A 20198-nucleotide genomic window follows, 5' to 3' on the forward strand; every position below is an offset into this window, starting at 1 on the left:
CCTCAACGTTGGGGGGGGCTTCACCCACCCATTTCCCCCCCACTCACACCACAGGCCGGTGTGAGGGTGGACGCTCTCGCGAGCAGGCTCGATCCCACAGAAAAACCAGTTGTGGGCAAACCGCTTTCCCCTGGGAGATCGAGCCGGTTCGCGAAGACGCCTGTTCATCAAGCACAAAATGTGCCGGACTCCGCTGCCAGCCTCGAAAACGCAATGCCTCCAGCCATAAAGCAAACGCCGGCGATGCACATGGCGCATGAATGGGGAATGTCTGTCCATCCCCCTTCGGACCGCAGGTGTCAGGCGCGCTATGATAGGCGGCCCTTGCCCCCCCGGAGCCTGTCACCGCAATGCCCCTGATCAGCCACTTCAAGACCCCGTGCCCCGAGCACATCAATAGCCAGATCCTGCAGATGGTGGTCGACAACCTGACCGACATCAGCATGGTCGCGATCCCGCCCAGCAACCTGCTGTACAACCTCTATCAATACGCGATCGGCTATGAGGTGCACCTGTATCTGGAAGCGCTGAACGGTGAAAAAGGCATTGCCGTGGAGTTGATCGTTGCCACTGATGAAGACGCCCCGGACAAGGTGATCGGCTTTTTGTTGTACCTGCCGGTGCAGGACGACCCCGAGGCGTGTGGCGTGGCGTACATGGCGGTGCAGGCTGAGCATCGGCGCCAGGGCGTGGCCCGGCGGATGCTGCGGGAAATGGTCGGCCGCTATCCCCATGCCGAGCTGACCTGCGCGGTGGCCAAGGTGCCGTATTTCGAGGCGATGGGCTTCGAGGTGGTGGGTGTGCGTGCGACCCAGGTGTTGATGAACACCCGCGACCACGCCACCGATGGCTTGATGGCGCTGCTGGATGTGGCGTCGATCTATAGCTCGCTGGAAGTGCGGCAGATTCACACCTATCTGCTGCAAAAGCATGGCAAACGGGCCATGACCGACGCGGAAAAACAGCGCGACCGGCATCTGGACCAATTGATGCGCAAGGCCAATGAATTTGTGCGGGGGCGGTTGGGTGAAGATGCCGTACCGGCCGCCGGCCCTCGGTTGCGCCTGGTCTGACCGCACTCGCCCAAACACCAAAAATCCCCTGTAGGAGCTGGCTTGTCGGGTCGCCGCATCGCAGCGAAGGCAGCCTCAAGTCATGCGCTGTTGCTGCAGACGCCTTCGCTGGCAAGCCAGCTCCTACAGGAGAAATGTGTGGTTTTCAGAGGTAAAAAAAGAGCCTCAAAGCTCTTGATGGGGAGGAAGTGGAGCCGAGAGGCTCAAGATGCGCGTGAAGCAGGCGGTGAGCTTGGTAGGGGTTCAGTGCACTCACCACCTACGCAGCGGCTTGAGCAAGCAAGCGGCTGCGCAAGTTCATCCTAGAAAGACCAAGTGTTGCACTCAAGTACCGCTAGTCGCATCCCCCGGCCAACCGGCGCGACGCAACGCCTTGAGCAAGGTTTCGACATCCAGCCCCGGTACCCCATGCCCGTTGCCTTCGGCGGTGTCGGCGGCGAGCAAGGCATTGATGATGGCTTCTTCCACGGCTTCGGTGGCGGCCAGGAACAGCTCGCTGATGTGATCGTTGTTGACCATGCTCAGGTTGTCGGTGGTCGGTGCTTTCTTGCTCTCATAGGCGGCCGGCGGCACGTGTTCATTGCCGGTGGCGAAGGCGATGAAGATGTCGCCGCTGTGGTCTTCATTGCCGCCGCCGGTGCGGGCCAGGCCGAGGCTGGCGCGCTGGGCCAGGCGGGTGCACTGGTGCGGCAGCAACGGCGCATCGGTGGCCAGGCAGACCACGATCGAGCCCATCCCCGGGTGGGGCAACGAGGCCTTGAGGAACGGCGAATCGACCTGTTCCATGTAGCGCCCGACCGGATACCCGTCAACGCGCAGTTCATTGCGAATGCCATGGTTGGCCTGGACAATCGCGCCGACCGTCCAGCCGCCCTGGGTGCTGTTCAAGCGTCGCGACGCGGTGCCGATGCCGCCCTTGAATTCGTGGCAGATCATGCCGCTGCCACCGCCGACATTACCTTCGGTCACTGGACCGCCCGCCGCCGAACGCACGGCCTGGGCCACGTGTTCCGGCTTCACGTGAAAGCCGTTGATGTCGTTGAGCAGGCCGTCGAAGGTTTCCAGTACCACCGGCATGTTCCAGTAGAGGCGCCCGTCATCCGGTTGCTGCTCGCGGTCGAGCACGATCAGCGCATCGCGCACCACGCCCAGGCTGTGGGTGTTGGTGAAGGCAATGGGGCTGGTCAGCAAGCCCGCTTCGCGAATCCACTCCAGCCCCGTGGCATCGCCGTTGCCGTTGAGCACATGCACGCCGGCAAAGCACGGCTGCTGGCTGGTGGAGCCGGCACGCGGTTCGATAACGGTGACGCCGGTGAGAATGTCGCGGCCGGTGGCAGTGCGTCCTCGCACATTGCTGTGGCCGACCCGAACGCCGGGGACGTCAGTGATGGCGTTGAGCGGGCCGGGCTGCAGTTGGCCGATAGGGATGTTCAGGTCACGGGCGCGTGGTTTCATGGGTTTCTCATCTTCGATTCGTGGCAGAAAAAAGGGATGTTCCGGGCACCACAATCCCAATGTGGGAGCGGGCTTGCTCGCGAAGACGTAGTGTCAGTCGCTATAAATTTTTGCTGATCCACCGCTTTCGCGAGCAAGCCCGCTCCCACAGGGAAATGCAGTGGATTCACTGGCCGTTTTTGACCTTGCTCCAGATCCGCGTGCGCATGCGCTCGGTGGCTGGCGGCAGGGGCTGGAGGGTGAACAGGGTGGCCATGGCTTCGGCTGGCGGGTAGACGGCCGGATTGCTACGGGTCGCTTCGGCCACCAACGTGGTTGCGCGGCGGTTGCCGTTGGGGTAGTTGAGGTGATCGCTGACCGGGGCAATCACTTCAGGGCGCATCAGGTAGTCGATGAAGGCCATCCCTTGTTCCGGGTGCGGTGCGTCCTTGAGCAGTACCAGCGTATCGAACCACACCGGCGCGCCTTCCTTCGGCAGGCTGTAGGCGATCTTCACGCCGTTGCCGGCCTGCTCGGCGGTGTTCTTGGCTTCGAGCATCGCGCCGGACCAGCCGACCGCCACGCAGATGTTGCCGTTGGACAGGTCGCTGATGAACTTCGACGAATTGAAGTAGGCGATGTGCGGGCGCAGCTTGAGCAGCAGCGCTTCGGCCTTCTTGTAGTCCTCGGGGTTGGTGCTGTTGGGTGGCAGGCCGAGGTAGTGCAGGGCGACCGGCAGCATCTCCGACGGCGAGTCGAGCATGGCCACGCCGCATTCGCCGAGTTTGGCCAGGTTCTCCTCCTTGAACACCAGGTCCCAGGAATCCACCGGCGCCTTGTCACCCAGCGCAGCGCGCACTTTGTCGACGTTGTAGCCGATGCCGTTGGTGCCCCACAGGTAGGGCACGGCGTACTGGTTGCCCGGATCGTTGTTGGCCAGTTTCGCTAGCAGTTCGGTGTCCATGTTCTTGAAGTCCGGCATCTGCGCCCGGGGCAATGGCGCCAGGGCACCGGCCTTGATCAGCGTGGGCAAGCTGAAGTTGCTGGCAACCACCACGTCATAGCCGCTGCGGCTGGTGAGCAGTTTGCCTTCGAGCACTTCGGCGCTGTCGAAGGTGTCGTAGACCGGCGCAATCCCGGTGTCACGCTTGAAATCCTGCAGGGTAGTGGGGCCGATATAGTCGTACCAGTTGTACACGTGCACGGTCGGGGCTTCGACGGCAAAGGCCGGCAGCGACACCGCCAGGCAGGCACCAAACCCCAGATTGAAATACAAGCGGTGACGACTCATGATGCGGCACTCCTGGCCTGTTGCGGCCGGTGGTAATCAGGAGTTTGCAGCGTATCGACCGGGGTGGCCTTCACCCATTCCCATCATGGGTTACTCGAAAGGGGTAGTGCGTGGACGCGTTGTTGAAAGAGTTGCCGGTGCACCAGGGGCTGGCACGGGTTTTCACGGCAGTGGGGCAGGACGGCTTCTGGCGTGCGCTGGTCGATACCCTGCGCTTGCTGGTGCCGCTGGACAACGCGCTGGTAGCGCTGATGCGCCCGGGGCATGTGCCGCGCCTGCTGATTGACTTCGATGCCAAGGGCAGTACCGACGAGCATGAAGAACTGGCGGACTACAGCGCTGGCATGTACCTGCTCGATCCATTCTATCAAGCTGCCTGCGCCGGCATCGCCGACGGCTTGCACAGCCTCGAATCGGTGGCCCCCGACCAGTTCCAGCACAGCGAGTACTACCTGAGTTACTTCAGCACCGTGGTCGGTGGGGACGAGTTGCAGTTCATGGTCAACGTCGACGGCGCCGTGCTTGGCCTGTCCCTTGGGCGTTCGACGCGCTTCAGCCTCGAGGAGCAGGGCCGCTTGCTGTGCGTGCGTGACTGGGTGCTGGCAGCAATGCGCCGACACCTGGATTTGCAGCCGCCGCAAGGGCCGGTCGCCGAACCACCGGCCGGCGATTTGGCGACCTTGCTCGATCGCTTCGACGCGCGCCTGACAGTGCGCGAGATCGAAACCGCGCGCCTGATTCTCCAGGGCTTCTCCAGCAAGGCCATCGCCCAGCAAATGGGCATCTCTCCAGAGACGGTGAAAGTGCACCGGCGCAACCTTTATCACAAGCTCAACGTGAACGGGCATGGCGAGTTGTTTGCGCTGGTGTTGCAGCCGCGTTGAGCCGTCAGCCGCGGCCCTAGCCATCGCGAGCAGGCTCGCGATGGCGATAACACTGATAACCGATTGCTCAGCCCTGCTTCATTCCCAGACATTCAATAGACCGATCCACCATCGCCTTGGCAATCTCCAGCAAATGCCAGATCGAGTACACCATCGCCCGGTCGGCGCCCTCGAGTTGATCGCCACACTGATACGCCGTGACCGAAGCACAGCGCAGCAGGTCGGCGACATAGAGCTGGGTGTCTTCAAAACTCACGTCTTTGCTGACGTTGTAGAAGCGCATTTCATCGGTTGGTGCGGGTTGCTTGCCGGTGAGGTGGAAATCGATGGCGCGGTAGAGCGCAGAACGATCCCTGAGCAAATCGTCGGTGACGGTTTCGTTGGTAGGGTTTTCGGGAGGTGGATCGGGTACGGATTTTTTCATGAGTGTTACTCCTATTTCTGCATGGGAGCCATCACTTATCGCCTACTAAACGATTGGGTGGCGGCTGTACGCAGGTTAGTAGGCCGGTCAATAGGAAAAACCGGTGCACCCGAAGGTGCCCCACGCACAGCCACCATATTCTGCATGCGGCAAAAATTACCGGACATGAGCATGGAATCGCTATGCGCCTATTGTTCCGGGCTACTAAACCCGATCACTGATGAGCAGTGACGGACCGAGACTAGCCACGAGATTTCATCGGCGCAAGCGAGCGAAATGATCTAGGAAACGTCCTGCAAAAGAAAGGGAACGGGCCTGCAAAACCGCTGATTTTCCTGTACGAAATATCAACAAGATCGCCACTCGTGTAGGAGCGAGCTTGCTCGCGAAAAACCTGAGGGCGCCACGGGGAATCTGGTTTCCCGCGTTATCGTTGACCTCCATCGCGAGCAGGCTCGCTCCTACAGGGCTAGCGCTTGTTCAACCCCCGCGCCAACCGGTCCCCGCCCAACTGAATCACCGCCACCAGCAACATGGCCACCGTCAACATGATCTGACTGACAAACCACTGATATCCATTCGGCACGATTCATTGTGGGAGCTTGCTCCGGGCGGCGTTTCGATGATGGCGAATTCACAGGCGTCGATCTGTAACTTCTTACAGTATCGGCCCGGCCAAAAAGGGCTCAGTCTGTCCTCCATCAAAGCAAAGGACCGCCAATGCAATGAACCCCCACGCCGCGACCCCGACGCTGTCAGTCATTGATCCGCGCGCCTTGACGGTTCGCAGCGTCGACTATTGCCGCCATCCCGACAGCCCGGAGATTGACCCACGCATCACTCGACAACGCTTCGACGCGGCGCGGCGGTTGATCGAGTCGTGGGACCCGCGTTTGTGGGACTCGGTGCTGAAGCCGAACTTGACCACGCTCTATGGTTTGAGCGGCCAACCGTTGCTGACGGACAGCGTCGATGCCGGATGGCAGTTGAACTTGCTGGATCGGGCGGGTTTGTCCTGTTCATACTGGGATGCACGAGGCAGTCAGCGTCACACCGAGATCGACGAACAACAGCGGCCCGTCACCGTCACGGAACAGGCCGCGGGAGAACGACCTCGCGTGGTGGAGCGCTTGAGCTACGGTGATTGCAGCCCTGCATTCGCCGAGCACAACCAGTGTGGACAGTTGATCCGCCATGACCATCCGGCAGGCACTCAATGGGTGGCCGACTACGGGCTCGCCGGTTCAGCGCTGGTTGAAGAACAACGCTTGCTCCTCGACCTTGAAACACCCGACTGGCCGCCCGCATTCGATGCCAGAGATGAGTATCTGGAAGCTCAATCATTCATCACCCGCCACCGTTTCAATCCCACTGGCGAGCTTCAGCGACAAACCGATGCCATGGGCAACGTCAGGACATTTGCCTACGACGTGGCCGGCAAGTTGAGTGAGGCCTGGCTGCAATTGGCCGGCGAGGGCAAGCGAGCGCAACGCCTGGTCAGCGACATCCATTACAACGCGCTGGATCAGGTCGAACGGGAAACCGCCGGCAATGGCGTGCTGACCCGCGCCGAGTACGCTGCCGATGACGGACGGCTGATCCGGCTGGCGGCGGCAGTCGGCAACCAGAAACCCTTGCAGGACCTGCACTACGTCTACGACGCGGGGGGCAACATCGTCGAGCTGCACGACCTGTCCCAGCCCGCGACCCATTTCAACAACCAGCGCATCGAGCCGATCAATCGCTACCGCTACGACAGCCTGTATCAACTGGTCGAAGCCCAGGGTTGGGAGGTCAGCCAGCCGAGCCATGGCCCGGCCCTGCCAACACTGTTGCCCACGCCGCTGGACCCCAACCAACGGCGCAATTACACCCAGCGCTTCGAATACGACCGGGCCGGGAATTTGATCAGCCGCCAGCACAGCGGTGCGCCGGGCTTCTCGATGTTCACCTCGGCACGAAGCAACCGCAGCCTGGCGCAACGGGACGACGGCTCGCTGCCGGGCGAGCCCGATATCGACTCGGGGTTTGATGCCGGTGGCAATCAACAGGAACTGCAACACGGGCAAGCCATGGCCTGGGACAGTCGCAACCAATTGAGCCGCGTGACGTTGGTCAAACGCGAAACCGAGCCCGACGACTACGAAGGCTACTGCTACGATCGCCCCGGCCACCGCTTGCGCAAAACGGGATTCGCCCACAGCAGCGGCCGCACCCTGCGCACGGAAGTCCGCTACCTCCCGGGTCTGGAAATCCACCGCCAGGCCGATGGCGAAGAACACCACGTCATCAGCGTCGAGGCCGGGCGCAGCACCGTGCGGGCGCTGCATTGGCCTCAAGGTGCGCACAGCGACCAGCTGCGCTATAGCCTCAGTGATCACCTCGACTCCAGTACCCTGGAACTGGACGACGAGGCGGGCGTGCTGACCCAGGAACACTATTACCCGTTTGGCGGTACGGCGTGCTGGGCGGGGAAAAGTGCGTTGGTGGCGCAGTACAAAACCATCCGCTATTCGGGTAAAGAGCGAGATGCGACCGGGCTTTATTACTATGGCTACCGGTATTACGCGCCGTGGTTACAGCGCTGGATTTGTCCGGATCCCGCCGGGGAAATGGAGGGCCCCAATCGTTATGCGATGGTGGGCAACAACCCGATCAACTTTGTTGATCGATTTGGACTGAACGGGGAACAGGTTTCGGGCACCCAGATTTTGGGAGGGGTCATTCTCGTGTTCTTGCTGACCTTGATCGGGGCCGGGTTGGGTTGGTTGGCGGGCAATGCCATGACAGGTGCTTCAGTTGGCGCCCTGTTGGGTGGGACGCTGTTCGGGATTGTGCGAACGCACGAGTATCTACAGTTACGACCAGAGGCTGTGGCCGCCAATACCGACAGAGTGGAACGGCAGTTTGGTCAGGACATTAGAAATCTGGCTAGCAGTCTTGCAGAACACGAAAAGCTGACGCGGGAGGAAGCAGCGAGGTTTTCGAACTTTGCTTTTGACCATCGTAATATTTCAGGGAGCGATGGGGTAATGCTTAGACTTTTCCGTGCGCAAACAGGAAGAATCTTTGGGTATACGGGCCCCGAAAGCAACGCTGATAAAGCATGGCGTGTCCTTAGTACGGAAAAAAATCCAGTTCAAGGGCTCAAACGGCTGGGCTACAACATGCTGTTAATTCGAGAGACGCCAAGTGAGCAATCATCTACTGAGCAGTCTCCCTACGTTGAATCATTTGATGTAGCAGGTGCCAACTCTGTCGCGAGCGTGCGCAAGACCGGAAAAAAATCACACTCCAGTTTGGGCTCGGCCACATCGTCAGCGGCGCCAGCATCCATCCAGCACTGGGAAATTGATACCCGAGCGGTGGATTCGATCCTGGATGATCCGACTGACCCTGACCACAAAAGCGTTTCCTCAACGATTAACAGTCTGCGTGAAGGTCGTACTGGAGCAATCAATTGGCATCGCCATCGGGACGGTTTGTGGTCTGCGGATCTGCGGGGTTTTCCTGGAAGTACCAAACGGGGAGCCCACCGACTTATGTTGAGTCACCAGGGTGGTGTCCACTACAGGGTCGAAGGGATACGGAATCCGCATTAGTAGTGTCCGGGTTGCGATCTTTAGCCTTCCAGCCTGAACACCAACGCCTTCAACCCACACTCCATATCCGCATCCGGAAACTCCGGCGGATTCTCCAGCCGTTGCTCAAACTTCAGGCTTGGCGCCTCGCGGGTCACGCCGTCGATCAGGAAGTCGGCACCAAACGCCGGGTCGTTCATGCAGGCCAGTACGGTGCCTTGAGGGCTGAGCAATTCCGGTAACCGGCGCAGCACGCGCTGGTAGTCCTTGGTCAGCAGGAAGCTGCCTTTCTGGAACGACGGCGGGTCGATGATCACCAGGTCGTACGGCCCCTTGCCGATCACCTTGCCCCAGGATTTGAACAGGTCGTGACCCAGGAAGCTCACCTTGCTCATGTCGTGGCCATTGAGCCGGTGGTTGTCGCGGCCACGGTTCAAGGCGGGGCTCGACATGTCGAGGTTGACCACGTGGCTCGCGCCGCCTTCGATGGCCGCCACCGAGAAACCGCAGGTGTAGGCGAACAGGTTCAATACCCGTTTGCCCTCGGCATTGGCGCGGACCCACTCGCGGCCGTAGCGCATGTCGAGGAACAGCCCGGTGTTTTGCTTGCGGCCCAGGTCGACCCGGTACTTCAGCCCGCCCTCAGTGATCGTCAGTTCGTCGATTTCTTCCCCCAGCAACCATTCTGTGGTGCTTTGCAGCAGGTAGCGATGTTGCAGCAACAGCGTGTGGGCGCCGGATTTTGCCCATTGCTCAGACCGGGTGACTGTCATCAGCACCTGCTTCACGTCTTCCAGTTGCGCCGCATCCGGCTCCTTGAACAGCGCCACCAGCACCACGCCCTGCAACCAGTCCACGGTGACTTGCTCCAGCCCCGGCCAGCAGCGGCCACGGCCGTGGAACAGGCGGCGGGTTTCGGCGGGGGCGGCCGCCAGGGCGGTCAGCAGGTGCTGCTTGAGGGTGGCGAGGGCTTCAGGGTTCATCGGGTCGGGTCGGTCATTTGTGGGGGGCGGCATTTAACCATAATTGCGCAACCGGCGGACCACCACAGAACCCTGTAGGAGTGAGCCTGCTCGCGATAGCGGTCTGTCATTCAACATTGATGTCGACTGATGAACCGTCATCGCGAGCAGGCTCACTCCTACAGGGTTTTGGTCGGTAGTGAATGAGCAGTTATCACGATTAATTTAACTTTACGTGAGGATTTGGCGATCTTCCGGCTCCCATACTCGGCTCCAACGAACAACAACAATCCGGAGCCGGACATGTCGCAGTCAACTGCTTCACCCAAGTCCACTCATCCACGCTGGCTACGCCTGACCCATTGGCTCAACGCCCTGGCGGTGCTGGTGATGGTCACCAGCGGCTGGCGCATCTACAACGCCTCGCCGATCTACGAATTCAGTTTTCCCAAGTCGATCACCCTCGGCGGCTGGCTCGGTGGTGCGCTGCAATGGCATTTCGCGGCGATGTGGTTTCTGGCGATCAACGGCCTGGTCTACCTGGCCTTCAACCTGTTCAGCGGACGCCTGAAGCGGCGTTTTTTCCCGGTCTCGCCCAAAGGCGTGCTGCATGACCTGTGGGCCGCCGTGCGCGGAAAACTCGGGCATGCCGACCTCAGTCATTACAACCAGGTGCAACGGCTGGCATACCTGTTCGTGATGGTCGACATCACGCTGCTGGTGCTCTCCGGGCTGGTGTTGTGGAAGTCGGTGCAGTTCCCGCTGTTGCGTGAATTGCTGTTTGGTTATGAAGGCGCGCGCCGTGTGCACTTTTTCGCCATGGCGCTGTTGGTGGCCTTCGTCGCAGTGCATCTGCTGATGGTCGCGCTGGTGCCGAAAACGCTGTTGGCCATGATTGTCGGCCGCAAGGAGCAGGTATGAAAAAGCGTATTCAGGTGCCCGGGCTGGACGAGGCTTCGATCCTCACCGATGCCCGCAAGATCCTCGCCCCGCAAATCGAAGACCGCTCGCGCCGCTCGTTCCTGTTGCGTGGTCTGACCCTCGGCGGCGTGGCCATGCTGTCCGGCTGCAACATCACCGACAACGAAAGCGTCGAGACTGCGTTGTCGTCCATGTCGCGCTTCAACGATCGGGTACAGGGCTGGCTGTTCAACCCCAATGCGATGGCGCCAACCTATCCGGCGTCGATGATTACCCGGCCGTTTCCCTTCAATGCCTTTTACGGCATCGACGAGGCGCCGACAGTGGAGGAGGAGGGCTATCGCCTGGAAGTCACCGGCCTGGTCGCCGACAAACGCAGCTGGCGCCTCGAAGAGCTGCGCGCCATGGCCCAGACCGAGCAGATCACCCGGCACATTTGCGTCGAAGGCTGGAGCGCCATCGGGCGTTGGGGCGGCGTGCGCTTCAGTGACTTCCTCAAGCGCATCGGCGCCGACACCGATGCCAAATACGTCGGTTTCAAATGCGCCGACGACTACTACACCAGCATCGACATGGCCACCGCACTGCACGCGCAAACCCTGCTGACGCTGACGTATGACGGCGCGGTGCTACCGCGCGAATACGGCTTCCCGATGAAGCTGCGCATGCCCACCAAGCTTGGCTACAAGAACCCCAAACACATTCAGGCGATTTTCGTCAGCAACACCTACAGCGGCGGCTACTGGGAAGACCAGGGCTACAACTGGTTCGGTGGCAGCTGATGGATGCCTGGCCATTTCACACGTCCACAACCCACGCTCCAAGGAGTTTCACCATGAAAAAATTGACCACTGTAGTTCTGTCCATGTGCCTGGCCGTTGGCGCTGCCTCTGTGTTCGCAGCTGACACGATGAGCAACGACAGCATGAGCAAGGATTCGATGACCAAGGACGCCATGTCCAAGGATGCGATGAAAAAAGACGCGATGAAGAAGACCGATTCGATGTCCAAGGACGCCATGTCCAAAGACAGCATGTCCAAGGATGCAATGTCCAAGGACGCTATGAAAAAAGATGCCATGTCCAAGGATGCGATGAAGAAAGGCGAAATGTCGCAATAAGTCCAAGCACCACAGACCCTGTGGGAGCGAGCTTGCTCGCGATGGACTCAAGAACGCCGCGTTTAGCCAGTAAGTACGCGTTATCGTTAACGACCATCGCGAGCAAGCCCGCTCCTACACGGATTTTGCAAACGCCACAGATCTCCGTAGGAGCTGGCTTGCCAGCGAAAGCGCCCTCAAGGTCACTACAAAACCCGGATCGGTCACCTGGTTGCATCAAAAATGAATTTCCGCCGAGTCCGCTGCTCATACCTTTTAGGTAGCGGGTCAGAGCCCGCGAAATCATTGAGGCTATCAGGGGGCGGCACAGTCATGAGTCGAGTACCGACGGCGGGTGGTGATCTTCCTGGCGGGTTGATTCTGGTGGTTGAAGACGACCCGCTGATCCTGGATTTTCTCTGTGAGATTCTTCAGGAGGAAGGTTTTGTCGTCGAGCCGAAAACCAGTGCGGACGCGGCAGTGATGTATCTGGAGCAGCATGCGCCGGAGGTAGGCATGCTGCTGACGGACATCACCATGCCCGGCACGCTCAATGGCGCGGACCTGGCGAACCAGTTCGGCGATCGCTGGCCGGACAAGCCGATCATGATCATGTCCGGTTTCGAAACCCCTGAAAGCGCAGGCGTGCGACACGAGGTGTCCTTCATCAAGAAACCCTGGATGATTGGCGGGCTGCTCGATTGTGTGGGCCAGACCTTCAAGTCCAAACGACTCAACTGACCTGCGCGCAGGTGTTACATTGCCGGGCAAATCCGTCCGGCACCTGCGAGGTTCTTTTTCTTGTCCGATCACTCTGTATTCAACTCGACTTACCGTGCCTTTCTGTTCGACATGGATGGCACCGTGCTGACGTCCATTGCCGCCGCCGAGCGGGTCTGGACAACCTGGGCGGTGCGCCATGGCGTCGATGTCGACACCTTCCTGCCCTCCATTCACGGCGCCCGCGCCGTCGACACCATCAGGCGCCTGGGCTTGCCCGGGGTGGATGCCGAGGCCGAAGCCGCGTGGATTACCGAAGCGGAAATCGACGATGTCGGCGGGGTATTCGAAGTGGCTGGCGCGGCGAAGTTCTTGCGGTCGCTGCCTGCCAGCCAATGGGCCATCGTCACTTCCGCCCCGCGGGAACTGGCGCTGCGGCGGATAGCGGCGGCGGGGATTCCCGAGCCTGCCGTCATGATCACCGCCGAGGATGTGACTGCCGGCAAGCCGGACCCCGCCGGTTACCGCCTCGCGGCCCGGCGCCTGGGGGTCGAGCCCGGGCAGTGCCTGGTTTTTGAAGACGCCACGGTGGGGATTCTGGCGGCCGAGGCGGCGGGGGCGGATTTGATGATCGTGACGGCGACTCATGAACAGCCGGTCGAGACGCCGCATGCGACGTTGGCAAGTTATGAATCGGTTCGGGTTCAGGTGGATGTCGATGGTTCGGTTCGATTGAAGTCTGTATAAACAACAGCAATCCCTGTAGGAAGGGCCGGGCGACGTTCGCTTGCCCGCGAAGGCGTCGACACATCCAGTATCGATGTGACTGAAGAATCGCTTTCGCGGGCAAGCCCGCTCCTACAGGGGATGTATGTCAGTAAAGCCCGGGGATCAGCCGCCAGGAGCGGGCGCAATAGGCCTCGTATTCGCTGCCGAACTGCGCCCGGAGCAAGGCTTCTTCCGAGTGAATGCGCGCGATCAGCGGGATCAGCGTCAGCGCCACCAGTATCAGCCCGACACCAGAACGAAAGGCCAATGCCCAACCCATGCCGATGACCATCATCCCCAGGTAACTGGGGTTGCGCAGGTTGCGGTAAATCCCGTCGGTGACCAGCCGATGCCCCGGCTGAATGGCCACCAGCCCGCTGAAGCGCTTGCCCAGCACAAACACCGGCCACAACCGCAGCGCGCCGCCGACGACGAACAAGAGTGCGCCGAGCCAGCGCATGCCTTCACCGCCAAAAGTCCAGAAATCGATGCGGTCGGTATAAGCCGGCAGAAAGCCGCTCAGTAAACCGATCACGCCGAAGGCCGGAATGACCCAGCGGTTGGCCCGGTCTTCGCGTTCCCCCGAACTCAGGTTGACCTCGGTGAACAGAGAAGCGACAGCCATGATCAGAGTGGCCAGGGCAACGACGACCAGTGAACCGTGGCTGAAATAGGCTGCGAAACCACCCAGTCCCCAGATCGCCAGGGCGAGGTAGGCGAGGGTGCTGACGACGGCGAAAAATGCCAGTTTGGCCGAAATTTTCATGGTGCCTCCGCGAACAGGCTTACGCAGGAGCTGCCGTAGGCTGCGATCTTTTGATCGTTCTTTGGCCTTCGAGTTTCCATGGGTAAAAGATCGCAACCTGCGCCGGACCGCCGGGACGGTCGCCCCGAGGGCGGGTGAACTAAGCTTGGGAGAGTGGACCGTTCACCGCCGGCTCGCACGAGTTCGACGAGCCGGTGGCGTGAAACAGGAGCCTGTATGCTTCACATCCGCACGCCTTTGATCCTGCACCCTGGCCTGTCGACTCCGACCCGCCGTATCTGGCTGAAACTGGAAAACCTGCAACCTGGCGGCTCGTTCAAAATACGCGGCATTGGCTTGCTGTGCAGCCGGGCGGCGCAGCAGGGCAAGCGCAAGGTGGTCTGCCCCTCCGGCGGTAACGCGGGACTGGCCACGGCCATGGCCGCTGCATGCCTGGGGCTCAAGGCATGCATCGTGGTGCCGCACACCACCCCGCAAAGCACCCGGGCGCGGATCAGCAATACCGGCGCCGAGGTGATCGTGCACGGCAAGGTCTGGGACGAAGCCAATCAACGGGCACGGGAACTCGCCCAGGACCCACGCAGTGAATTCGTGCCGGCCTTCGACCACCCGGTGTTGTGGGAAGGGCACAGCACCATGGTCGATGAAATTCTTGAAGACTGCCCGCCAGTGGATGTGCTGGTGACATCGGTGGGCGGTGGTGGCTTGCTGGCGGGGCTGCTCACCGGCCTGATTCGTCATCGGCACACCGATTGCCGCATCGTAGCCTGTGAAACCGAAGGCGCGGCGTCGTTCGCCGCGGCGGTGGCGGCCGGGCACCCGGTCAAACTGCCGAAAATCGACACCGTCGCCACGTCTCTGGGCGCCGCGCAAGTGGCCGCCTGGCCGGTCAGGCACATCGGCGATTTCTCCCATGAGTGCGTGGTGCTCAGTGATGATGAGGCGATCATGGGCGTGGTGCGTTACGCCAATGATTTGCGTCAGCTGGTCGAACCGGCATGCGGGGTTTCATTGGCGATTGCCTACCTGGATCACCCGGCGATTGCCGACGCCAATGACGTGGTGATCGTGGTGTGCGGCGGGGTGAGTATCAACGCGCAACTCGTGGCCGGATGGGCACGCATGTCCACTGGCACGCACGCAAGGTAGGGCCGCAAACGCTATCCCGGTGTCACAAGCCCCACCGCTGGCGATGACGATCTTCAGTGACCGGTGACAACGCCTTCCTGGACGAGAATGGCGCGCGCCAGGTCTTCGTCGCTTGCGTTGTTGAGGGCGGGATTGTCCTGACGGACTTTTTTCAACAGTGCCTCCAGATAAGCACCACGAATCGCACCGCCACTGGCGACGAAGCTGGACGCGTCATCCCGGGCGGGAATCATGAGTTTGTCGTCTTTGAACGTCGAATAAAGCGAGGCGGAAACCCCGGCCGAGGTGGCGACATCTTCGGCATCCACTTTAGCCAGAGCGGAACCGACGGGCAAACAAAGCAGCAGGGAAGAAAGGATAAACATGCGGCGCATGATGGTGTCCTCCAACAGCATGGAGCATAAGGGAAATACCACATAGTTTAGGATGCATGGCAATCGCCGAGAGTTCCCCGGCACTGCCGACTGTGTATATGGACGGGGGACTTCATGGCCTTGTCACTGGCGATTTTCTCAAGCCTGATCGACTATCGACAGCCAGAACGGGTGTGAGAGGGCAGGATCGTTGAACGTCGATATTCAAAGCGTGGTGATCGGGGCTGGCGTCGTCGGATTGGCAGTGGCCAGGGCCTTGGCCATGAGCGGGCGCGACGTGTTGGTGGTCGAGGCCGGTGAGGGCATCGGCATGGGCATCAGCTCGCGTAACTCGCAAGTGATTCACGCCGGTATCTATTACCCGGGCGGCAGCCTCAAGGCGCGGTTGTGCGTGGAGGGCAAGCAGCGTCTCTATGCTTATTGCGATGAGCACGGTGTTGATTACCGGCGCGTCGGCAAGCTGATCGTGGCCACCGATGAGCCGCAGCGCACGGCTTTGCAGCGTCTGTTGGCGCAGGGGCGTCTTAACGGCGTCGATGACCTGCAATGGCTGGATGGCGCACAGGCCCGGGCGCTTGAACCGGCGTTGTCCTGCGTCGCGGCGCTGTGGTCGCCGTCTACCGGCATCGTCGACTCCCACGCCCTGATGCTGGCGCTTCAGGGCGATGCCGAGCGGTTCGCCGCGACGCTGGCCTTGCGCACACCGCTGCTGTCGGCCCGTTGCATGGAGCAGGGCTTCGAGCTGCGCATGGGCGGCAGTGAGCCCATGACCCTGTGCTGCCGCGAATTGATCAACTGCGCGGGGCTGTCCGCACCCGAGGTGGCGCGCGCTATTGTCGGTCTGCCTGGGCAATTCATTCCCCGGGCGCATTTGTGCAAGGGCAGTTATTTCAGTTTCAGCGGCCGGGCGCCGTTTCGCCACTTGGTGTATCCGGCCCCGGAGAGCGCGGGACTGGGTGTGCACATGACGCTCGACCTGGGCGGGCAGGCGCGCTTCGGGCCGGATGTCGAATGGGTCGAGCACATCGATTACCGCGTCGAACCCCGCCGGGCCGAAGGGTTCTATCAGGCGATCCGCCGTTATTGGCCGGGTTTGCCGGACAACAGCCTGCAACCGGCCTACAGCGGCATTCGCCCGAAAATCAGCGGGCCGACCGAGCCGGCCGCCGATTTTCTCATCAGCGGATGCGCCGTACATGGCGTGCCGGGGCTGGTGAATCTGTTCGGCATCGAATCACCGGGGCTGACCAGTTGCCTGGCGCTGGCCGAACAGGTAGTAAAACGCCTGGACGACCGATGATCAGGGCTGGTACTGCCTTGCGGGCATTGGGTCTATGCTAGGGAGTGCGCTTACTGCCATCGGAGAACTCTGATGATCACCGTACGCACTGCCTGTCTGCTGGCTGATTACAAACGCTGGGCCAATCAGCGCCTCTTTGACAGCCTCGCAGCGCTCCCTCCGGGGGAAGTCAAAAAAGAACGGGTGTCGGTGTTCAAAAACATGATCGGCACCCTCAATCACGTCTACGTGGTCGATTGCATCTGGCAGGCGCACCTCGAAGGCCGGGGGCATGGCTTCAAGACCTCACACGACCTGCTGCATGCCGATCTGTCCGAACTGCGCATGGCGCAAAAAGAGATCGATCGCTGGTATTGCGACTGGAGCGCCCGGCAAACCGATGCCTCCCTGGACAAGCCCCTGGAATTCACCTTTGTCTCGGGCGAAAGCGGCACCATGAGCGCCGGCGCGATGCTGATGCACGTGGTCAACCACGCCAGCTATCACCGTGGCTGGGTGGTGCAGATGTACTTCGAGATTCCGGCCATGCCACCGGTGACCGACATGCCGGTGTATTTGCGCGAGTCCGAGCCGTTAGTCCTGCAGTCGATCAATGCCCCGATAGTGGCGCCGCCATGTGCTGTGCAATTTTCGAGCGCAACCAGCGTTCTGCCGGATCGTTATCGTTGACCCCGTTCCAGACCATCGACAGTTCGGACAGCTTGATATCGAACGGCGCGTCGTCTGCCCGCAGCTGACTGCTGCCTTCGATCAACGCACTGGCCGCGTAATCCGGCACGGTGGCGAGCATGTCTGTACCCGCCAGCAAGGCCCGCAACCCCGCGAACTGTGGCACCGCCAGCACCACCCGGCGCGAACGGCCGATCCGTGCCAGGTCGTTGTCGATGGCACCGCTCAAGTCCCCGGAGAACGACACCAGCGCGTGAGGGCGTTCGCAGAACTCGTCCAGGGTCAACGGACCCGGACGATCATCGCCGCGCAGGATCTTCACACTCAAGTCGCGCAACTTCTTGCGCTTGGCATTGGCCGGCAATTCGGTGGTGTAGCTGATGCCGACGGAAATCTCGCCGCTGGCCAGCATCGATGGCATCAGCAGGAAATTCACCCGGCGCACCACCACCACAACGTTCTGCGCCTCTTCACGAATCTGCTTGAGCAGCGGTGGAAACAGCCCGAACTCGGCGTCGTCGGACAGACCGATGCGAAACACATCGCGGCTGGTGGAGGGCTCGAAATCCTTGGCCCGGCTGACTGCCCCGGAAATGGTGTCCATCGCTGGCTGCAATTCCTTGAGAATCTGCAACGCCCGCAGGGTCGGCTCCAGGGTGCGTCCGTTGCGCACCAGCAACGGGTCGTCGAATAGATCGCGCAACCTTGCCAGCGCCGCGCTGACAGCGGGCTGGCCGAGGAACAGTTTTTCCCCGGCCCGGGTCAGGTTCTTTTCGAACATCAGGGTTTCGAAAATCACCAGCAGGTTCATGTCCACGCGGCGCAGGTCGTTGCGGTTCATGGTGGTGGCTCGCTGGGGGTTGGGGTCTTTTCAGTAAAGCAGCAAACCCTGCGGAATCTGGAATTCGCTGATGACCTGTAGGAGCGAGCCTGCTCCGGGCGGCGTTCCGACGATAGCGGTGGGTCAGCCACGTGGATGCTGGATGTGCCGCCGCCATCGCGAGCAGGCTCGCTTGTATGGTAGGACTTGAAGGGGGGGCGTGAACAAGGTTGAGCCATGTGAGCTGACCCTTGATCTGAGCGAAGCGCAGCCGGACGGTTTTCTGCTGGCGGGTCGCTACACTCTTCTCGATCATGATCGCGCCTTGCAGCGCTTGATGGACGCCGCCCTGGCGCAGAACGTCGAGATCGTGGTCGGCGGCCCGTACAGCTCGGGCATTCTGGCCGGTGACGCACACATCGAATACCAGAAGGCCAGCCCGGCGATTATCAGCAAGGTCGAGCAGATCAAACGCATCGCGGCGGCCCATGGTGTTGATATCAAGGCTGCGGTGTTGCAATTTTCGTTGGCGAACCCGGCAGTGGCGGCGGTGATTCCCGCTGCGTTCTGGCAGGCGATGCGTGAGGCGTAGCTGGTTTCCGAGCGCGCACCCTTGCCCCCTCATTGGAGCTTGAGCATGAAAATTGATTTGAGCGAAAAACTCGCGATCGTCAGCGGCAGTACCGCCGGCATTGGCCTGGGCATCAGCCAGGCACTGGCCGAGGCCGGCGCCACGGTGGTGGTGATCGGCCGCGACACGGCCAAGGTCGAACAGGCGTTGGCGAGCATTCGCCAACGCGTACCCGGCGCGCAATTGCGCGGCGTGACCGCCGACCTCGGTACCGCCGAAGGCGCCGAAAGATTGTTCGCCGCCGAACCTCGGGCGGACATCCTGGTGAACAACCTCGGGATCTTCAACACAGTGGATTTCTTCGACACCCCGGACAGTGAGTGGACACGCTTCTACGAGGTCAATGTGATCTCCGGCGTGCGTCTGTCGCGGCATTACACGCCGCAAATGGTCAAGCAGGGCTGGGGCCGGGTGATCTTCCTGTCTTCGGAGTCCGGCGTGGCGACACCGGCGGACATGATCAACTACGGCGTGACCAAAAGCGCCAACCTGGCGGTGTCCCATGGCCTGGCCAAACGCCTGGCCGGCACCGGTGTGACGGTCAACGCGATCCTGCCCGGCCCGACCTTTACCGATGGCCTGGAAGACATGCTCAAGGACGCCACCGCCGAATCCGGGCGCAGCGCCCGGGACGAAGCCGATGCGTTCGTGCGCAAGGCCCGGCCGACGTCGATCATCCAGCGCGTGGCGGATGTCGAGGAAGTCGCCAATCTGGTGGCCTACATCGCCTCGCCGTTATCCTCGGCCACCACAGGCGCGGCCTTGCGGGTCGACGGCGGTGTCGTCGACAGCCTGGCCATCTGAACCTTATTGATTGGAGAAAGTATTTCATGGCAACTGCATCAGCCTTCATCGACATCCCGGCTTCGGCCGAACAGGTCTGGCAATTGATTGGCGGTTTCAACTCGCTGCCGGACTGGCTGCCGTTCATTCCCAGGAGCGAACTCAGCGAAGGCGGGCGCGTGCGCAGTCTGCAAACGGCGGACGGTGCGGTGGTAATCGAACGCCTGCAAGCCTTCGACAATGCAGGTCAGACCTACAGCTACTCGATTTTGCAGGCACCCTTTCCAGCGACTGATTATCTGGCGACGATCAAGGTTCAAGCCCAAGGCGAGGGCGCGCGGGTGACCTGGTCCGGGCGGTTTGAACCGGTGGGGGTGAGCAACGAGGAAGTGGAGGCGTTGTTTAACGGTATCTATCAGGGTGGGCTTGAGGCGTTGCGGGCCAATTACCCGGCTTGATAAACACCAGCAATCCCTTGTAGGAGCGAGCCTGCTCGCGATGGACGCAAGGTCGACGTGTCGAATCAGACTGCACGCGTTATCGTTGACG

At 61.1% G+C, this 20198-nt stretch carries 20 protein-coding genes and 2 pseudogenes; 14 read left to right on the plus strand and 8 right to left on the minus strand.

The features are described from left to right. The first annotated feature begins 350 nt into the window (after positions 1-350). Entirely contained in the window at positions 351-1073 is a 723-nt protein-coding gene (locus KGA83_RS24955) for a GNAT family N-acetyltransferase (protein WP_108217932.1), read from the plus strand. Positions 1074-1397: 324 nt separating this feature from the next. On the opposite strand, the gene KGA83_RS24960 is transcribed toward KGA83_RS24955, so the two are convergent. Together KGA83_RS24960 and KGA83_RS24965 are read right to left on the minus strand one after the other, a co-directional pair. After that, a complete protein-coding gene (locus KGA83_RS24960; RefSeq protein WP_223531131.1) occupies positions 1398-2528 on the minus strand; it encodes a P1 family peptidase in 1131 nt (376 codons plus the stop codon). A gap of 166 nt (positions 2529-2694) precedes the next feature. Continuing rightward, positions 2695-3798: an extracellular solute-binding protein gene (locus tag KGA83_RS24965; RefSeq protein WP_223531132.1), complete on the minus strand. Its 1104-nt coding sequence runs from the start codon at positions 3796-3798 to the stop codon at positions 2695-2697. A 110-nt stretch (positions 3799-3908) separates the two neighbouring features. Between KGA83_RS24965 and KGA83_RS24970 the strand changes: the two genes are divergently transcribed. After that, positions 3909-4682: a helix-turn-helix transcriptional regulator gene (locus tag KGA83_RS24970; protein ID WP_108217935.1), complete on the plus strand. Its 774-nt coding sequence runs from the start codon at positions 3909-3911 to the stop codon at positions 4680-4682. A gap of 67 nt (positions 4683-4749) precedes the next feature. Here the strand turns inward: KGA83_RS24970 and KGA83_RS24975 are convergent, their stop codons facing one another. Together KGA83_RS24975 and KGA83_RS24980 are read right to left on the minus strand one after the other, a co-directional pair. Next, positions 4750-5106 carry a DUF6124 family protein gene (locus KGA83_RS24975; protein ID WP_108217936.1) on the minus strand — a complete coding sequence of 119 codons (357 nt, stop codon included), beginning with the start codon at positions 5104-5106 and terminating at the stop codon, positions 4750-4752. 469 nt (positions 5107-5575) lie between these two features. Next, positions 5576-5683: pseudogene (locus KGA83_RS24980) on the minus strand (ABC transporter permease); the annotation flags it as partial. 148 nt (positions 5684-5831) lie between these two features. Between KGA83_RS24980 and KGA83_RS24985 the strand changes: the two are divergent. Continuing rightward, positions 5832-8708 (plus strand): RHS repeat domain-containing protein, encoded by a 2877-nt coding sequence (locus tag KGA83_RS24985; RefSeq protein WP_223531133.1) that lies wholly within the window; start codon positions 5832-5834, stop codon positions 8706-8708. Between the two features lie 20 nt (positions 8709-8728). On the opposite strand, the gene KGA83_RS24990 is transcribed toward KGA83_RS24985, so the two are convergent. Further along, on the minus strand, positions 8729-9670 hold the full coding sequence (locus tag KGA83_RS24990) for a class I SAM-dependent methyltransferase (RefSeq protein WP_108217938.1): 942 nt from the start codon (positions 9668-9670) through the stop codon (positions 8729-8731). A gap of 282 nt (positions 9671-9952) precedes the next feature. Between KGA83_RS24990 and KGA83_RS24995 the strand changes: the two genes are divergently transcribed. The 5 genes from KGA83_RS24995 to KGA83_RS25015 all read left to right on the plus strand — a co-directional run bounded on the left by KGA83_RS24995 (position 9953) and on the right by KGA83_RS25015 (position 13136). Next, positions 9953-10570, plus strand: a complete 618-nt coding sequence (locus tag KGA83_RS24995; protein WP_108217939.1) for a cytochrome b/b6 domain-containing protein — start codon at positions 9953-9955, stop codon at positions 10568-10570. Next, a complete protein-coding gene (locus KGA83_RS25000) occupies positions 10567-11352 on the plus strand; it encodes a molybdopterin-dependent oxidoreductase (RefSeq protein WP_223531134.1) in 786 nt (261 codons plus the stop codon). Before KGA83_RS24995 ends, KGA83_RS25000 begins: the two co-directional genes overlap by 4 nt. Before the next feature lie 53 nt (positions 11353-11405). Beyond that, positions 11406-11690 (plus strand): pentapeptide MXKDX repeat protein, encoded by a 285-nt coding sequence (locus KGA83_RS25005; RefSeq protein WP_108217941.1) that lies wholly within the window; start codon positions 11406-11408, stop codon positions 11688-11690. Positions 11691-12002: 312 nt separating this feature from the next. Then, on the plus strand, positions 12003-12410 hold the full coding sequence (locus KGA83_RS25010; protein WP_108217942.1) for a response regulator: 408 nt from the start codon (positions 12003-12005) through the stop codon (positions 12408-12410). Positions 12411-12470: 60 nt separating this feature from the next. Further along, positions 12471-13136 (plus strand): HAD-IA family hydrolase, encoded by a 666-nt coding sequence (locus KGA83_RS25015; protein WP_108217943.1) that lies wholly within the window; start codon positions 12471-12473, stop codon positions 13134-13136. A 127-nt stretch (positions 13137-13263) separates the two neighbouring features. Here KGA83_RS25015 and KGA83_RS25020 read toward each other — a convergent pair whose 3' ends face one another. Next, entirely contained in the window at positions 13264-13923 is a 660-nt protein-coding gene (locus KGA83_RS25020; RefSeq protein WP_223531135.1) for a methyltransferase family protein, read from the minus strand. Positions 13924-14139: 216 nt separating this feature from the next. On the opposite strand from KGA83_RS25020, the gene KGA83_RS25025 reads away from it, so the two are divergent. After that, positions 14140-15072, plus strand: coding sequence for a pyridoxal-phosphate dependent enzyme (locus tag KGA83_RS25025; RefSeq protein ID WP_108217945.1), 933 nt, complete (start codon positions 14140-14142; stop codon positions 15070-15072). A 53-nt stretch (positions 15073-15125) separates the two neighbouring features. Here KGA83_RS25025 and KGA83_RS25030 read toward each other — a convergent pair whose 3' ends face one another. Further along, on the minus strand, positions 15126-15446 hold the full coding sequence (locus tag KGA83_RS25030) for a DUF2388 domain-containing protein (RefSeq protein WP_108218118.1): 321 nt from the start codon (positions 15444-15446) through the stop codon (positions 15126-15128). Positions 15447-15636: 190 nt separating this feature from the next. On the opposite strand from KGA83_RS25030, the gene KGA83_RS25035 reads away from it, so the two are divergent. Together KGA83_RS25035 and KGA83_RS25040 are read left to right on the plus strand one after the other, a co-directional pair. After that, positions 15637-16746 carry an NAD(P)/FAD-dependent oxidoreductase gene (locus KGA83_RS25035; RefSeq protein ID WP_108217946.1) on the plus strand — a complete coding sequence of 370 codons (1110 nt, stop codon included), beginning with the start codon at positions 15637-15639 and terminating at the stop codon, positions 16744-16746. 72 nt (positions 16747-16818) lie between these two features. Further along, positions 16819-17415, plus strand: a complete 597-nt coding sequence (locus KGA83_RS25040) for a DinB family protein (protein ID WP_108217947.1) — start codon at positions 16819-16821, stop codon at positions 17413-17415. On the opposite strand, the gene KGA83_RS25045 is transcribed toward KGA83_RS25040, so the two are convergent. Next, a complete protein-coding gene (locus KGA83_RS25045) occupies positions 17336-18256 on the minus strand; it encodes a LysR substrate-binding domain-containing protein (RefSeq protein WP_108217948.1) in 921 nt (306 codons plus the stop codon). The two genes, KGA83_RS25040 and KGA83_RS25045, sit on opposite strands and share 80 nt — an antisense overlap. Positions 18257-18452: 196 nt before the next feature. On the opposite strand from KGA83_RS25045, the pseudogene KGA83_RS25050 reads away from it, so the two are divergent. The 3 genes and pseudogenes from KGA83_RS25050 to KGA83_RS25060 all read left to right on the plus strand — a co-directional run. Continuing rightward, positions 18453-18827 (plus strand): annotated as a pseudogene (locus KGA83_RS25050) (aldo/keto reductase); the annotation flags it as partial. A 45-nt stretch (positions 18828-18872) separates the two neighbouring features. Beyond that, positions 18873-19670: an SDR family NAD(P)-dependent oxidoreductase gene (locus KGA83_RS25055; RefSeq protein WP_223531136.1), complete on the plus strand. Its 798-nt coding sequence runs from the start codon at positions 18873-18875 to the stop codon at positions 19668-19670. A gap of 26 nt (positions 19671-19696) precedes the next feature. Beyond that, the gene (locus tag KGA83_RS25060) at positions 19697-20107 is read left to right on the plus strand and encodes an SRPBCC family protein (RefSeq protein ID WP_223531137.1); all 411 of its coding nucleotides are present in this window, start codon (positions 19697-19699) and stop codon (positions 20105-20107) included. Positions 20108-20198 lie beyond the last annotated feature (91 nt).

The sequence above is a fragment of the Pseudomonas sp. GL-R-19 genome (genome assembly GCF_019956375.1).
GTDB lineage: Bacteria > Pseudomonadota > Gammaproteobacteria > Pseudomonadales > Pseudomonadaceae > Aquipseudomonas.